General features: G+C 31.9%; 12 protein-coding genes. 6 read left to right on the forward strand and 6 right to left on the reverse strand.

Translation table 11 applies throughout. The features are described 5' to 3' along the window. Positions 1-3: 3 nt before the first annotated feature. The 6 genes from AC2A1C_RS02775 to AC2A1C_RS02800 all read right to left on the reverse strand — a co-directional run bounded on the left by AC2A1C_RS02775 (position 4) and on the right by AC2A1C_RS02800 (position 5,916). The gene (locus AC2A1C_RS02775; protein ID WP_484023243.1) at positions 4-1,320 is read right to left on the reverse strand and encodes a DUF6056 family protein; all 1,317 of its coding nucleotides are present in this window, start codon (positions 1,318-1,320) and stop codon (positions 4-6) included. Beyond that, on the reverse strand, positions 1,320-2,063 hold the full coding sequence (gene fabG, locus AC2A1C_RS02780) for a 3-oxoacyl-[acyl-carrier-protein] reductase (protein WP_484023245.1): 744 nt from the start codon (positions 2,061-2,063) through the stop codon (positions 1,320-1,322). Before fabG ends, AC2A1C_RS02775 begins: the two co-directional genes overlap by 1 nt. Before the next feature lie 51 nt (positions 2,064-2,114). Further along, positions 2,115-2,789, reverse strand: coding sequence for a 16S rRNA (cytidine(1402)-2'-O)-methyltransferase (gene rsmI, locus AC2A1C_RS02785; RefSeq protein ID WP_484023247.1), 675 nt, complete (start codon positions 2,787-2,789; stop codon positions 2,115-2,117). A 4-nt stretch (positions 2,790-2,793) separates the two neighbouring features. Then, a complete protein-coding gene (locus tag AC2A1C_RS02790; protein WP_484023249.1) occupies positions 2,794-3,387 on the reverse strand; it encodes a DapH/DapD/GlmU-related protein in 594 nt (197 codons plus the stop codon). Positions 3,388-3,402: 15 nt separating this feature from the next. Beyond that, complete coding sequence (locus tag AC2A1C_RS02795; RefSeq protein ID WP_484023251.1) at positions 3,403-4,782, reverse strand: UDP-N-acetylmuramate--L-alanine ligase; 1,380 nt, start codon at positions 4,780-4,782, stop codon at positions 3,403-3,405. A gap of 63 nt (positions 4,783-4,845) precedes the next feature. After that, a complete protein-coding gene (locus tag AC2A1C_RS02800) occupies positions 4,846-5,916 on the reverse strand; it encodes a hypothetical protein (RefSeq protein ID WP_484023253.1) in 1,071 nt (356 codons plus the stop codon). A 60-nt stretch (positions 5,917-5,976) separates the two neighbouring features. Here AC2A1C_RS02800 and AC2A1C_RS02805 point away from each other — a divergent pair, with 60 nt between their 5' ends. From AC2A1C_RS02805 to AC2A1C_RS02830, 6 genes are all read left to right on the forward strand, one after another. Next, positions 5,977-6,570 (forward strand): thymidine kinase, encoded by a 594-nt coding sequence (locus AC2A1C_RS02805; RefSeq protein WP_484023255.1) that lies wholly within the window; start codon positions 5,977-5,979, stop codon positions 6,568-6,570. Then, positions 6,570-9,017, forward strand: a complete 2,448-nt coding sequence (locus AC2A1C_RS02810) for a bifunctional UDP-N-acetylmuramoyl-tripeptide:D-alanyl-D-alanine ligase/alanine racemase (RefSeq protein WP_484023257.1) — start codon at positions 6,570-6,572, stop codon at positions 9,015-9,017. Before AC2A1C_RS02805 ends, AC2A1C_RS02810 begins: the two co-directional genes overlap by 1 nt. Further along, positions 9,018-11,180, forward strand: coding sequence for a patatin-like phospholipase family protein (locus AC2A1C_RS02815; protein WP_484023259.1), 2,163 nt, complete (start codon positions 9,018-9,020; stop codon positions 11,178-11,180). It begins immediately after the preceding gene. Positions 11,181-11,183: 3 nt separating this feature from the next. Continuing rightward, a complete protein-coding gene (ybeY, locus tag AC2A1C_RS02820) occupies positions 11,184-11,591 on the forward strand; it encodes an rRNA maturation RNase YbeY (protein ID WP_484023261.1) in 408 nt (135 codons plus the stop codon). 92 nt (positions 11,592-11,683) lie between these two features. After that, on the forward strand, positions 11,684-13,546 hold the full coding sequence (gene mnmG / locus AC2A1C_RS02825) for a tRNA uridine-5-carboxymethylaminomethyl(34) synthesis enzyme MnmG (RefSeq protein ID WP_484023263.1): 1,863 nt from the start codon (positions 11,684-11,686) through the stop codon (positions 13,544-13,546). Between the two features lie 85 nt (positions 13,547-13,631). After that, complete coding sequence (locus AC2A1C_RS02830; RefSeq protein ID WP_484023265.1) at positions 13,632-14,450, forward strand: class I SAM-dependent methyltransferase; 819 nt, start codon at positions 13,632-13,634, stop codon at positions 14,448-14,450. The last annotated feature ends 46 nt before the right edge of the window (positions 14,451-14,496 follow it).

Here is a 14,496-nt window from a genome sequence, read left to right on the forward strand (position 1 = left end):
TTTCTATTTTTTAGTTCTCCAAATTCCGATTTTTTTATGATATTTTGAAAGTCCGGTATTTACATAATCTAATGTGTCTTTCATCGGAAGTTCTTTAAAATAAAGTGTTTTGGGAACATCTGTGATTTCCGGACAAAAAACTTCGTTTCCAGAAGTTTGTTTTATTTTTTGTATTCTTTCTTTATACAGTTTTTCAAACTTTTGCATTCTTCCCGAAGCAATATCTGAAATAAGATCATTATAATGAAAATTAATTTTAATGAATTCTCCCATTTTTGGAAAAATAAAAATTTTTGGCGTAAAAATCAATATTAAAAAAAACAAGAAAAATAATGTCTTTTTTGTATTCGTAATCTTTTGAACAGGAAAATAATACTCCATTAGCAAAAACACGTACAGAATACTTGCCAAAAGCATTGCATTGTATGTTCTCCCCTCCATCATCATTAGTTTCAATAAAAACAAATACGGGACTATCAACATTATTCCTAAATGAAGAAGGTTTTTCCTTGTAATAGAAATTTTTACATCTAAGAAAAGCCAAATTATTATAGCCGGAAGTATGGTCTTTAAGAATAAAACGATCAATATAAAAGGTGAAATTTTCAATGAGAAAAAAAGACCTCTTGAGAAACTTATATCATTCATTCTACGAAAATTTCCGGGAGCTAAAAATTCTATCAATAAAAAAAGAAAAGATATCAAAAAAATTATTTTTTCAGATTTTCCTTTTTTGTACAATAACAGAAATGTATTGATTCCTAATAATATAAGTGCCGAAACTTCATTGGAAAAAATGACAAAAAACGATACTAAAGATAAAAGAAAAATCTTTCTATTTTCATTCTTTACTTTTTTGTAAACATAAGCATAAAGAAGTAAGAACAAATCTGCAAAAAAATAAATCTGAGAGCCAGAAAGCCAAAATACCACTTCATCTAAGCGGAAAAATGAAATTAAATATAAAAATGAAAAAATTATACTTTTTACAAATGCTTCTTTTGATGAAATGTTTAAATATATCTTACTATTCAGATAGAACAATACAACCAATAATGCAATTGAAATAATAACATATACTGAAGGAAACCATGTGCTTTCTAAAAAATGATAGCTCAAAAATCCAATGGTAAAAAAAGACCATATCCTTCCTCCCCAAGTTGTATACATCTTTAAGGAATTTTGTAAAGCTCCCAATCTTTCAGAATCTACAGCATAAAGATAATCATCGGTCTGAAATACATTGAATTTTGCAATATACATCAGACCGACAATAAAAATGAAAGATATTATGAATAGTATTCTTTCTTTAGTGATCATTACGTCAGCATTCCACCATCTACATTCAGAACCTGACCTGTAATATAAGAAGATTTATCACTTCCTAAAAATACACAAGCATTGGCAACATCTTCCGGTTGACCTCCTCTTTTCAAAGGAATTCCTTCTCTCCAACCTTGTACTGTTTTCTCATCCAAAGCTGCCGTCATTTCCGTTTCTATAAATCCTGGAGCAATTGCATTACAACGAATATTTCTGGAACCTAACTCCAAAGCAATAGATTTTGAAAAACCAATAACTCCTGCTTTGGAAGCAGCATAATTGGCTTGTCCTGCATTTCCCTTTACTCCAACTACGGAAGTCATATTGATGATAGAACCCGATTTTGCTTTCATCATTGGTTTAATTACCGCTTTTGTCAAATTAAAAACAGAATCAAGATTTACTTTGATGATGGTGTCCCAATCTTCTTTGGACATACGAAGCATGAGATTATCTCTTGTGATTCCGGCGTTATTCACCAAAATATCTATCGTTCCGAACTCTGCCAAAACCTCTTCCACCAATTTCTGAGCAGCATCATAATCCGATGCATCCGATTGATAACCTTTGATTTGTGTGATCGTACTTAATTCAGATTCTAATTCTTTCGCTTTTTCTACAGAACCTGCATAAGTGAACGCAATTTTTGCTCCTTCTTTAGCAAAAACTTCTGCAATTCCTCTCCCGATTCCACGCGTTGCTCCTGTAATAATGGCAACTTTTCCTTCTAATTGTTTCATATAGTTTCTTTTGTTTCTTTTTTGTTTTTTGACAAAAATAATTTATTTAGATTATATCGAATTATTAATCACCAAAACTATCTCTCCTTTTAAAGTTTTGCTTTTAGAAAATTCTATTAACTCATTGATTGTCCCCCGTTTGGTTTCTTCAAATTTTTTGGAAATTTCGCGACTTAGGCTTACTTTGGTTTCTTCTCCGAAAAACTCTTTTATATTTTCTAAAGTTGTATTTATTTTGTGTGGGCTTTCGTAAAGAACAATTGTTTTTTTCTCTTGCGCAAGTTGTTTTAATTTAGTTTGTCTTCCCTTTTTTTGAGGCAAAAATCCTGCAAAAAGAAACTCATTATTTGGTAAACCGGAAACCACCAAAGCCGGCACAAAAGCTGTTGCTCCCGGCAAACAGATCATTTCTATATTATGATCGGCACAAGCTTTTGCCAAAAGATAACCCGGATCCGAAATTCCCGGAGTTCCAGCATCGGTAATTATTGCAACATTCTGTCCGTTTTCCAAATCCTGAATTACTTTATCTGTTGCTTGATGTTCATTGTGTAAGTGATAGGATTTCAATGGTTTGGAAATTTCGTAATGCTTTAGCAAAATACCTGAAGTTCGAGTATCTTCACATAAAATATAATCCGCTTCTTTCAGAACATTCACAGCTCGGAATGTCATATCATCAAGGTTTCCTATCGGAGTCGGGACAAAATAAAGGATTCCGCTCATTAAATTATTTTATTTGTTCTACTAATTCAAGCCTTTTTATGATGCTTGCTTTGTTTAGGATAGTTCCGGGAGAAAGAACGGCATTTGCTCCAATTTTGGAATGGTCTCCTACAAGAGCTCCAAATTTTTCAATACCCGTATTTATAATTTCATTTTCTATTCTTGCAAAAATTCTTTTATCTTCCCTTTCATTGTAATGATTTGCTGTAAGAGAACCTGCTTCAAAATTTACATCACTTCCAATAATGCTATCTCCAATAAAATTGAAATGAGCAATGGCAGAATTTTCAAAAATAACAGATGATTTTATTTCGCATCCGATTCCAATTTTCACATTTTCTGCAAGATAAGTACCGTTTCTTAAACAAGAATTTGAACCAATGAAACAATTTTTACCAATAATTGCAGGAGCTTTTATGACTACATTATTTTCAATAATTGCAGTTTTGTGAATCGCAACTCCATCTTCAATTTCAAATTCTGAATCTAATTTCTGAATTTTTTCTGCAATAATAGAATTCATATTCCGAGTAACTTCCCAAGGAAATTGCTCTTCCGAAAAAAATAAATAGGATGAAATATAATTTTGGAGATTCATTTCGGTTGGAATGTATTATAATTTCTCAAAAAGTTCTTTGGAAAAATACTCCAAACTCGGATCTCTTGCTCCCATTAAAAGCAAAACTGTTCCGTTTTCAGTAAAATGTTCCGGCAAGAATTTTATTAAATCTTCTCTATACTCCACAAAGTAGGCATTTTTCCCTTTTCCTATAATATCCAGAATCAAATCATTTGCAGAAATATCTTTAACGGCAGTTCCTCCTGCATAGAAAATTTCGCTCATCCAAATCTCATCTTGTGGACGAAGAGCATGAGAAATTTCTTCAACAAAATCTTTTTTCAAAAATCTTGTAGGTCCATAACCATGAGGCTGAAACCAAGCTATTACTTTTTCAGCCAGAGGTTGGCACGCTTTTATGGAAGCTGCACATTTTGCAGGATTATGGGCATAATCATCAATTACCCAAACTCCGTTTTTTTGTCCGAGAATCTGGTGTCTGCGATAGATTCCTTCGTATTTTTCCAAACTTACAGCACAAATTTTTAAATCAACTCCTATTTGATTGGCTACAGCAACAGCAGCTGTAGCATTTTCTACGCTGTGTTGCCCGATTGCATTCATTTTAAAAATTTGACCTTTTATTTCAAATTGCAGATGAAAACCTTCTTGCTTAAAATTTGTAGCATTATATTCAGCCGAAAAATTTTCAAATCCAAAATCTTGTTTAGCATTTTCCGAAAGATTTTTTGCTAATGTATTTGATTGATTTACAATAAATAAACCTTTTGTATTATTTTTAAAAATAGTAAACAAATCAATCAATTCTTCAATTTCCTGATGATCCTTGTCAATATTCAATAGCAAACCTATTTGGGGTTCGTACTGAACAATAGAACCGTCACTTTCATCGGCTTCAATAATGAGCCAATCTCCATTTCCGACGGCTGCATTTCCAATTTTTCCTTGTTTAATAATGCTCGTCAATCCGGCTCCGGAAATAATACTTGGTTCCAATTTGGCATCAAGAAGAATTTGATATAACATTGCTGAAGTTGTTGATTTTCCGGAAGTTCCGGCAACTGCAATTGTTTTCTTGCTTTTGGCAATAATAGATAAAAGCTGACTTCTTTTGATAATGGGAATGTTTAGTTCTTTTGCTTTCTGAACTTCTAAAACTGTATCTTCAATAGCAGTAGAAACGACTACCAAATCTGTTTTTTCGGTGATTCCGCTTCCATCTTGAAGAAAACAGCGGATTCCTTCTGCTTCAAGCTGTTCTTTGGTTTTGTTGTATTCATCAGGTTTAAAATACCGATCGCTTCCGGAAACATTTTTTCCGATTCCTTGAAGATACTGAGCAATTGCGCTCATTCCAACTCCCGCTACTCCGATAAAAAAAACATTTTGAAAGTCTGAAATATTTTGAATCATTTTTTAGTTGATGGTTATCTGTTGATAGTTGATAGTTCTGGTAACGAGCAACTATAAAATCATTTACAAAAATTTATTTTCTACAAGAGACCAAAGTCTTTGTGCATATTCGTCTACTTTTTTCCAGTCTTTTTCATAATAGAGATCGCTGAGATATTCTTTAGCTTCTTCCAAAGTTTTAAAACTATTGAGTTCTCTTATAACATCATTCAGTTCAGACTGGCTTCCGTTAAAAAGCATTTTAGAAAAAGCAATCTTGTCGTTTAAATCCAGCTTGAATTCCGGTTTTTGTTTTTCTGCCTCCATAAAATCTGTCGGCATATTGGCTTTCAACAAACTTCCGGAATCTTTTGCTTCTTCTTTATCTTTCGGAATTTCAGTATGTTTTTCCTGAATTTTTTCCAAAGGATCTTCATCAAACAAAGATTGTACAGCTTTCAAACCTTTGATATTGGCTATTTTGAATTTTTTGGAATGTTCTTCTTCCGTATTATCTGAAGTTTCAGGTTTTTCTTCGGGTTCAATTTCTACCGAATTTTTGACCACTTCTTCTTTTGTGAATTCTACAATTTTTCTTCTTCTTTCTTCCAGCTCCCTCAGTTCTCTTTCTTTTTCTTCTACATTTCGACGATATTCTTCGTCAAAATCATTTGCAATTACTGATTCTTCAGCTTCAGTATCCTCCTTTTCTTCTATATTTTTCTGAATTTCAGAATCTTGTATTTCATTATTTTCTACGACAGTTTCTACAATTTCAGGAATTTGAAAATGGATTTCTTCCGGCGTTTCAGATGTGGAAACTTCCGGCTCAAATTCATCTTCCTTATCTATTTCGTTCAGTTCATTCGTAAAAATTACTTCTTCTTCCATTTCTTCTTCTGGAACTCTATTATCTATTTCCGCATCAGTAGAATCGTTTGATTCTTGATTTTCAATCAATTGAAAGGATGGTTCACTTATAAAAAATTCCTGATTTTTTTCTAATATTTTTAAAAATGAAATTCTTTCATTCAATTCTTCAATTAAATCTTTTTTCAAGAGAAGTTCTTCGGAAGTAGAAATTTTAGAAATGGTATCTATGATATTTTTAGCTTCGAAAAATATTTTTTCTTTTAAATCTTCAAGGTTTTGCATAATAAAATAAAGCCAATTTTGCTTACTTTTGATGTTATATTATTACGGCTAAGTTAAAAAATGTTTTTAGAAAATACAATTAATCATTCCAAGCAAAGCGGATGGATGGAAGTAATCTGTGGATCAATGTTTTCAGGAAAAACCGAAGAATTGATCCGAAGATTGAGAAGGTCTGAAATGGCCGGACAAAATGTAGAAATTTTCAAACCGCGAATTGATACCCGATATTCTGAAGAAGATGTCGTCTCACACAATCAAAATAAAATTCGGAGTACTGCTGTAGAAAGTCCGAATGAAATTTTGTTGCTTGGTTCTACCTGTGATGTAGTCGCTATTGATGAGGCCCAATTTTTTGATGAAAGTATTGTGGATGTTGCCAATCAGCTCGCCAATAACGGAATTCGTGTAATAATTGCCGGTCTGGATATGGATTTTATGGGACGACCTTTCGGACCGATGCCCGCTTTGATGGCCACTGCAGAATATGTAACAAAAGTGCACGCTATTTGCAAAAGAACTGGAAATCTTGCCAATTATTCGATGCGTACTTCCGAAGGTAAAAATTTGGTAGAATTAGGCGAAACCGAAAATTATGAAGCCGTAAGCAGACGTGTTTTTGTAGATGAAGTACTGAACAAAATGGACGAAAAATAATGAATTATACCTCCGGAAAAATTGCTGAGATTACAGATTCCAAAATTATTGGAAATGAAACAATTACGATAAAAAATATTGCTTTTGACAGTCGTAATATTTACTCTGTAAAAAATACAGCATTTCTGGCGATCAATACTTCAAAAAATTCTGGAGAAAAATATATACAATCGGCTGTAGAAAAAGGAATTACAGTAATCATTTCGGAACATTATATTCCTGATTTAGAAAATATTACATGGATCATTGTTGAAGATTCCGTTCAGTTTATTCAAAAACTGGCAAGATATCATCTTCAGCAATTTCCAAACCTTGAAACTATTGGAATTACCGGAAGCAATGGAAAAACCATCGTAAAAGAATGGCTATATCAAACATTTTCCGAAGATTTCAAAACCGTAAAAAGCCCGAAAAGTTTTAATTCCCAATTGGGTCTTCCCATTTCTTTATTGCAAATCAAAGATCGACACGAGCTCGGAATTTTTGAAGTAGGAATTTCCAAACCCGGAGAAATGGAAATTTTGGAACATATTTTCCCTCCTAAAATTGGAATTCTTACGCATATTGGTTCTGCTCATTCTGCAAATTTTGAAAATGAAGAACATCTTATTGATGAAAAAATAAAACTTTTCAAACATTCAGAAATTATAATTTTCAATGGAGATAATTTACTGTTAAGTAATAAAATAAAACAATTATATTCAAGTAAAAAATTAATCTGTTACGGATTAGAAAAACATAATGATATTTTTATTCAATCCGACTGGAAAAATAAAAATGAAGAAATTACTGTCAGTTGTTTCGGAGAAGAAATTGTTTTCCCTGTAAACCAACGAGATGAAGCAACATTAAGCAATGCTCTCTGCATCATTTCCGTAATGCATATTTTTAATTTTGATAAACAGAAAATCATCGACAAAATCAACCAGCTGAAAGCAGTGGAAATGCGTCTGGAAAGTTTGGAAGGTATTCGTAATAATTTGATTATCAATGATTCTTATAATTTAGATTTGGATTCTTTGATTATTGCTTTTCAGTTCATCAAAGAATATAACAAACCGGGAAAAAATTTGATCCTTACAGATTTTGTAGAAGGTAAAAATTCAGATGAATTGTATCAGGAAGTGGCTAAACTTACCAATGAACAAAATTTTGACAAACTATTTCTGATTGGGGAAGAAATTACGCAATATCAACATCTTTTTTTATCTGAAACCTACACTTTCGATAATACCAATCAATTTATTGAAAGTCAGCAAATAAATCAAATTGAAAATTCTTTAGTTTTATTAAAAGGAGCAAGAAAATTCGAGATAGAAAAAATAAAAAACTACCTTGAACTCCAAAAACATGATACTGTTCTGGAAATTAATTTAAATGCTATTTTGCACAACATCAACATTCATAAATCTTTGCTGAAACCTGAAACCAAAATGATGGCAATGGTAAAAGCATTTTCTTATGGATTGGGAGGTTACGAGATTGCAGAATTTTTGCAACATCATCACATTGATTATCTTGCCGTTGCTTATGCAGACGAAGGTGTAGATTTAAGAAAAAATGGAATCACTACTCCAATTTTGGTGATGAATCCGGAACAACACAGCTACAATATTGTGATAGATTATAATCTGGAACCTGAAATTTATAGTTTTCGAGTTTTGGATCTTTTTTGTGAGCAACTAAAATTGAAAGGTTTTGATGGAAAATATCCAATTCACATAAAATTGGAAACCGGAATGCATCGTCTTGGTTTTAAGGAAAATGAAATAAATGATCTAATCCAAAAGTTGAATACCTATCCAGTAAAAGTAAAATCAGTTTTCAGCCATTTGTCTACAGCAGATGTTCCCGAAGAAAAGGAATATGTTTTAGAACAAATTAAAAATTTTGATAAAAATTCATCAAGACTTATTTCAGGAATAGAATATCAACCTTTACGGCATATTTTAAATTCTCCGGGAATTGCAAATTTCTCTGATTATCAGTTTGATATGGTAAGAATCGGAATTGGAATGGTAGGAATCTCTGCCAATCCGAAAATCCAAAAATTATTGCAAAATGCTGTACGTTTTAAGACTGTAATTTCACAAATTTCGGAAATAAAGAAAGGAGAATCAGTTGGTTACAGCAGAAGATTTGTAGCAGATGCAGATACAAGAATTGCTACAATTCCTGTCGGTTATGCAGACGGTGTTCCGAGATTGATCGGAAACCAAATCGGAAAAGTGGGAATAAACCATCATTTAGTTCCTATTGTCGGGAATATTTGCATGGACATGATGATGCTGAATATCAAAGATTTACCCGTAAAAGAAGGCGATGAAGTTATGATTTTTAATTCCAACCCTTCTCTTCAGGAATTTGCTGAATACTGTCAAACTATTCCTTACGAAGTTCTTACATCTATTTCGAGGAGAGTAAAAAGAATTTATATAAAAAACTAAATGAGAAAATTTTTTTCCATATTTCTTATTCTATTTGTGATTTTTTCTTTTAAAGCACAGATAAAAGAAGGTTTGGTAATTCCGAAAAATCCAAAAATCGGGCTTTCGCTTTCAGGAGGAGGAGCTAAAGGTTTTGCTCATGTCGGAGTTCTGAAAGTGCTTGATTCTCTGGGCGTAAAGGTAGATTACATTTCCGGTACCAGTATGGGTGCAATTGTTGGCGGATTGTACGCTTCCGGATATACGGCAAAAGATATTGAAAAAATTATTTTAGATACGGATTTTTACACCCTGATTGCCAATGAAAAAACCAGACAGGAAACCTCATTTTTTAGCAAATCTACCGATAAATATCTTCTTACAGTTCCTGTAAAAAACGGAAAAATAAATGTACTTCCAAAAGCCATTTCCAAAGGACAGAAAAATATTTACATGCTGAAAGAGCTTTTCAAAAATGTGTCCAATATTAATGATTTTTCCAAGCTACCTATTCCTTTCATGTGTGTTGCTACAAATTTAGAGAGTGGAAAAATGGAAATTTTTGAAAAAGGAGATTTGGTAAGTTCCATTATGGCGAGTTCTGCTTTTCCATCCTTAATGAATCCTGTAAAAATTGGCGACAGTCTTTATATTGATGGAGCAATGACGGTCAATTTTCCTTCAAAACCATTAAAAGATAAAGGAATTGATATCGTAATCGGTGTAGATTTAAATCAAGGATTAGCTTCAAAAGAGCAATTAAATTCTGTACTTGATATTCTGAATCAGGTAATTGATTTTGAAATTCAAAAAGAGACTAAAAACCAATATAAATACACAGATATCAACATTCATCCCAATTTAAAAGGGATGTCGGCAACCAGCTATGACGAAAAAGAAGCTATTTTAGATTCCGGCTTCGTAGAAGGAAAAAGATATACTGAGATCCTTAATAAACTTCCAAAAAGAGAAGCGAGTTTTCTAAGAGCTCCCATCAATTCTATATATTCCAACGTTTATAAAATAGACAGCCTTGAGATTGCTAATAATAAGATCTTCAATAAATCGTACATTCAAGGAAAAATGGGCTTAAAAATTCCTTCTTTGCAAACGTACGGAAGCATCAATAAAATGGTTGATAAACTATACGCTACCAACAATTACAATTTAATAAATTATGATATTCTTCAGCATAATGACAAGAATTACTTGAAACTTGACGTAGAAGAAGATAATACCCGTGTTTTTCTAAAGTTTGGTCTTCATTATGATGAAATATTCCATACAGGATTATTACTAAATGCTACTGTAAAAAGATTGTTTTTTCGAAATGCTATTATTTCTTTTGATGGAATTATCGGCGATTCTCCAAGATATTATTTCAACTATTTTGTAGATAATGGATATATTCCCGGATTTGGTGTATATTCTTCGGGAATGAATCTCGATTTGAAAGATCAGAACTCTAACATATATGAACAAAGAAATTGGTTCAGAAATGAGGTTTTTATACAATTGGTGTGGAAAGACAGATACGCAATAGGAGGCGGTATAAATCACGACTATTTCGAAAAAAAGAGTAATTCGGAAAAATATTATAATAGCAAAAATTTTATCAATCCTTATGTTTTTATAAAAAGCGATACTCAGGATGATAAAGCATTTCCGACTCGTGGATTTTATCTAAATGCTGAAGGAAAAATCTTGGATTTGTTTAATAAAAAATTAGAGAAAAAGAATTTTCAAGCTAAATCAAGAATAATAATCCATATTCCGGTTTCAAAATTTTTCACTTATACTTTAGATCTTTTTGGAGGATTTACCATTGGAAATTCTGTAGACTATTATTACAAATATGGACTCGGAGGTTTTTTTGAACAAAATTTAGGAAATTTTTCTTCTTTTGAAGGATATGAATTTGGGCAAATCCATTCAGGTAATTTATTGACAGCTTCTAATCGTTTTCAGTTTAAAGTGAATAAAAATATTTTTTTAACAGGAAGTGTGAATCTTGCCAATCTTTTTGATGATATCAATGTAGAAAACGCTTTTAAAATAAATGAATCTTCTGTAGGAATTACAGCAGGTTACAAATCTCCTTTCGGGCAAATAAAAGTAAATTATGGTTCCTCTCTTAATAATGGTAACGGAATTTTTAATATCGTTCTTGGTCACTGGTTTTAGAATATGATACAGTTTTTTTTTGAAAGTATTGATAAAATAGAAATCAACCCTTCAGTTTCCCAATGGTTGGAAAATCTTATATTCTCTGAAGAAAAAAAAGTAGGAGAAGTTAATTATATATTTTGTGATGATGAGTATCTATTAAAAGTAAATCAGGACTTTTTGCAGCATGATTATTATACCGATATCATTACTTTTGATTACGTAAAGGGTAAAACAATAAGCGGTGATATTTTTGTATCTTTGCAGCGCATTTCCGATAACGCTTCTACTCTATCCAAAAATTTTGAAGAAGAACTAAAAAGAGTTTTGGCTCATGGTATTCTTCACCTTTGCGGATATAAAGATAAAACAGAAGAAGAGCAAAAAGAAATGCGGAATAAAGAAGATTTTTATTTATCAAAATTTTAATTTTTTCCTTTATTCATCAGTGATATTCAAAGATGTTCCACGTGAAACATTTTTGAAATATTACTAAAATTAAATATCAAATTTACTTTAAAATGATTAGTGAAATATATGACGTCATTGTTGTAGGTGGCGGACATGCAGGTTGCGAAGCTGCTGCTGCTGCTGCCAATCTTGGTTCCAAAACTTTACTGGTAACCATGAATATGCAGACTATCGGACAAATGAGCTGTAATCCTGCAATGGGAGGAATTGCAAAAGGGCAGATCGTTCGTGAAATTGATGCAATGGGCGGTTATTCCGGAATTATTGCTGATAAATCTGCCATTCAGTTCAAAATGCTCAATCTTTCCAAAGGACCTGCAATGTGGTCTCCAAGAACTCAAAACGATAGAATGTTGTTTGCAGAAGAATGGAGATTAGCTCTCGAAAACACCCAAAATCTTGATTTTTTTCAGGATATGGTAAAGAGTTTAATTATTGAAAATCATAAAGTTGCAGGTGTTGTTACTTCATTAGGAATAGAAATAAAAGGAAAATCTGTTGTTCTTACAAATGGTACTTTTTTAAATGGATTGATTCATGTTGGAGACAAACAATTAGGAGGTGGAAGAATGGGAGAACCAAGAGCTTTCGGAATTACTGAACAATTGGTTTCTCTCGGATTCGATGCAGGAAGAATGAAAACAGGAACTCCTCCAAGAATCGACGGAAGAAGTCTTGATTATTCCAAAATGGAAGAACAAAAAGGAGATGAAAATCCACAGAAATTCAGTTATTTAGATACTCCAAAACTGAAAGAACAGCGCAGTTGTCATATTACGTATACCAACGAAATTGTTCATGATATTTTACGCTCAGGATTTGATAGAAGTCCGATGTTCAACGGAACTATACAAAGTATTGGCCCAAGATATTGTCCAAGTATTGAAGATAAAATCAATCGTTTTGCAGAAAGAACACGCCATCAGTTATTTGTAGAGCCGGAAGGTTGGAAAACTATTGAAATTTATGTAAATGGTTTTAGCTCTTCCCTACCGGAAGATGTTCAGATAAAAGCTCTAAAACATATTCCTGGTTTTGAAAATGTAAAAGTTTTCCGTCCTGGTTATGCTATTGAATATGACTACTTCCCTCCTACCCAACTTAAGCATACTCTTGAAACCAAAATAATTGAAAATCTTTTCTTTGCTGGACAAATTAACGGAACTACAGGTTATGAAGAAGCAGCCGGACAAGGTTTAATTGCAGGAATTAATGCACACAATAAAGTACACGAAAAAGAAGAATTTATTCTAAGTCGTGACGAAGCGTATATCGGAGTTTTAGTAGATGATCTCATTACGAAAGGAACTGAAGAACCTTATAGAATGTTTACTTCCAGAGCAGAATACAGACTTCTTTTAAGACAAGATAATGCAGATATTCGTTTGACAGAAAAGTCTTACCAATTAGGTCTTGCTAAAGAAAATCGTCTGAGAAAAGTAGAAGAAAAAATTAAAAAAAGTACAGAATTGGAAGAATTTCTAAGAGAAACTTCTCTGAAACCAGGAGTTATAAATCCTATCTTGGAAAACAACGAAAGCAATCCTGTTGATCAAGCATACCGTGCTTCTCAAATTTTGACAAGACCAAATATTAATCTGGAGAAACTTTCTGAAATTGATAGTATCAAAGAAAAAATAAATCAATATTCTGTGGAAGTTCAAGAACAAGCTGAAATCAATATCAAATACAAAGGCTACATAGATAAAGAAAGAGAAAATGTAGCTAAACTGAGTCGTATGGAAAATATTAAAATTCCGCAAGATTTCGATTTCCTAAAAGTATCTTCCCTATCATCGGAAGCCAAACAAAAAATGAATCTTGTAAAACCTAAAACCATTGCTCAAGCGTCAAGAATCAGTGGAGTTTCTCCGGCAGATATTAATGTTTTATTGGTATACTTAGGAAGATAATTTTTAAAATGTTTCACGTGAAACATTTCAACTTTGTCAGAGTTTGAAATCTTTGACAAAGTTTTTTAGTAATAAACTATACGTAATGAAAATAAAAGATCATTTTCTTTCTCAAGAAATTTTTGAAATAAAAGAAACCGAAATAAAAGGAATTTATAAAACTTCTCCCCTTCCTGAAAATCTTTCTAAGTATTATGAAAGTACAGATTATATTTCGCATCATCAAGATTCAGGAAGTTTAAAAGAAAAAGTATATAAACTTCTGCAAAAATTTAACCTAAATTACAAATACAATATTCTTTCTAAAAATTTATTTCTAAATGCTAAAGTTTTGGATTACGGTTGTGGAGCCGGAGAATTTCTGAAATTTATAGAAGAAGATTTTGAAACTTTTGGATTTGAGCCAAATGAAAATGCAAGAAATGCGGCTAAACAAAAAACTTCCAAAACTACTTTTATTTCAGATTTAAAAGAAATTGAAGACAATAATTTGGATGCCATTACTTTATGGCACGTTTTCGAACATATTGAAAATCAAGAAGATATATTAAATTTATTTTATAATAAACTGAAATCCAGTGGTTTACTAATAATAGCAGTTCCTAATTGTACTTCTTATGATGCAAAAAAGTACAAAGAATTTTGGGCAGCTTATGATGTTCCGAGACACATTTGGCATTTTTCAAAATCGGGAATGGAAACGTTAATGAATAATCAAAACTGGAAATTGGAAAAAATAAAGCCTCTCCTACTCGATTCTTTTTATATTTCAATGCTGAGTGAAAAATATAAAAAATCTCCTCTTTTTTGGCTTAAAGGTTTCATTTTTGGAGCAATTTCTAATTTTAAAGCATCAAAAAACGATGAATTTTCAAGTTTGATATATATTATCAAAAAAAATTAGAAAATCATTTTTTGATATATTTCTGAAAGTCATTTTTTGATACAAA

The organism is Chryseobacterium sp. HNCC26DJ241, assembly GCF_057180505.1.

Bases quoted from the DNA above. Each gene is read 5' to 3' on its own strand.
- AC2A1C_RS02775 (WP_484023243.1), bottom strand. From the start codon at position 1,320: ATGATCACTAAAGAAAGAATACTATTCATAATATCTTTCATTTTTATT.
- fabG (WP_484023245.1), bottom strand. From the start codon at position 2,063: ATGAAACAATTAGAAGGAAAAGTTGCCATTATTACAGGAGCAACGCGT.
- rsmI (WP_484023247.1), bottom strand. From the start codon at position 2,789: ATGAGCGGAATCCTTTATTTTGTCCCGACTCCGATAGGAAACCTTGAT.
- AC2A1C_RS02790 (WP_484023249.1), bottom strand. From the start codon at position 3,387: ATGAATCTCCAAAATTATATTTCATCCTATTTATTTTTTTCGGAAGAG.
- AC2A1C_RS02795 (WP_484023251.1), bottom strand. From the start codon at position 4,782: ATGATTCAAAATATTTCAGACTTTCAAAATGTTTTTTTTATCGGAGTA.
- AC2A1C_RS02800 (WP_484023253.1), bottom strand. From the start codon at position 5,916: ATGCAAAACCTTGAAGATTTAAAAGAAAAAATATTTTTCGAAGCTAAA.
- AC2A1C_RS02805 (WP_484023255.1), top strand. From the start codon at position 5,977: ATGTTTTTAGAAAATACAATTAATCATTCCAAGCAAAGCGGATGGATG.
- AC2A1C_RS02810 (WP_484023257.1), top strand. From the start codon at position 6,570: ATGAATTATACCTCCGGAAAAATTGCTGAGATTACAGATTCCAAAATT.
- AC2A1C_RS02815 (WP_484023259.1), top strand. From the start codon at position 9,018: ATGAGAAAATTTTTTTCCATATTTCTTATTCTATTTGTGATTTTTTCT.
- ybeY (WP_484023261.1), top strand. From the start codon at position 11,184: ATGATACAGTTTTTTTTTGAAAGTATTGATAAAATAGAAATCAACCCT.
- mnmG (WP_484023263.1), top strand. From the start codon at position 11,684: ATGATTAGTGAAATATATGACGTCATTGTTGTAGGTGGCGGACATGCA.
- AC2A1C_RS02830 (WP_484023265.1), top strand. From the start codon at position 13,632: ATGAAAATAAAAGATCATTTTCTTTCTCAAGAAATTTTTGAAATAAAA.